The organism is Mycobacterium sp. B14F4 (genome assembly GCF_039871645.1).
Taxonomy (GTDB): Bacteria; Actinomycetota; Actinomycetes; order Mycobacteriales; family Mycobacteriaceae; genus Mycobacterium.
Genome location: NZ_JBDPMF010000020.1, coordinates 1 through 960 on the forward strand (window position 1 = coordinate 1; position 960 = coordinate 960).

The 960-nt window shown below is 64.8% G+C and carries 1 protein-coding gene; it reads left to right on the forward strand.

Features of this window, described 5'->3' with window-relative positions:
- The coding region (locus tag ABGB19_RS26030) for an Ig-like domain-containing protein (protein ID WP_347688891.1) at positions 1-960 on the forward strand (960 nt) is incomplete at both ends.

The following is a 960-nucleotide window of genomic DNA, read 5'->3' on the forward strand; positions in this document are numbered from 1 at the left end:
ACCCTGGCCCCCACCCCCGACGGCGCCTTCACCTACACCCCCAACCCGAACTTCAACGGCACCGACGAGTTCACCTACATCGCCTTCGACGGCACCGACAACTTCATCACCGCCACCGTCACCATCACCGTCACCCCGGTCAACGACGCCCCCATCGCCGCCGACGACACCGCCACCACTACCGAAGACACCCCGGTCACCATCGACGTGCTCGCCAACGACACCGACCCCGACGCCGACACCCTGACCGCACTGGTCATCAGCGGCCCGACCAACGGCACCCTGGCCCCCACCCCCGACGGCGCCTTCACCTACACCCCCAACCCGAACTTCAACGGCACCGACGAGTTCACCTACATCGCCTTCGACGGCACCGACAACTTCATCACCGCCACCGTCACCATCAGCATCACCGAAGTAAACGACTCACCAGTCGCCGTCGACGATGCATACACCGTGGGCGCTGGACGGGTCCTCACAGTGACCGCCGGGGGTGTCCTCACCAACGACACAGACGTGGATGCCGGTGCCGTCCTGACTGCGACCGTTGTGCAAGGACCCGCCAACGGAACATTGACCTTAAGAGCAGACGGCACTTTTACCTACACCCCGTCCAGCGGATTCAGTGGCGCCGACTCCTTCATCTACACCGTCACCGACAACACCAACCGCACTGACACGGGCGTGGTGACGATTGCCGTCCAACCGATCACGGCGAGCGATGACGCCTTTACGGTGCTGATGGATACCAGCACCGTGCTGTTCCCGGCGCTAAGCGCCAACGACACCTCCGTCACCGGCGTGGACCTGGGCGCCATCACCATCGTCACCGGCCCCAGCCACGGCATCGTCGAGGTCGGCACCGACGGCACCGTGACCTACCGGCCCTACAACGACTTCCGCGGCACCGACACCTTCACCTACACCCTGGGCGCGGCCAACACCTTCATCCCCGTCTCC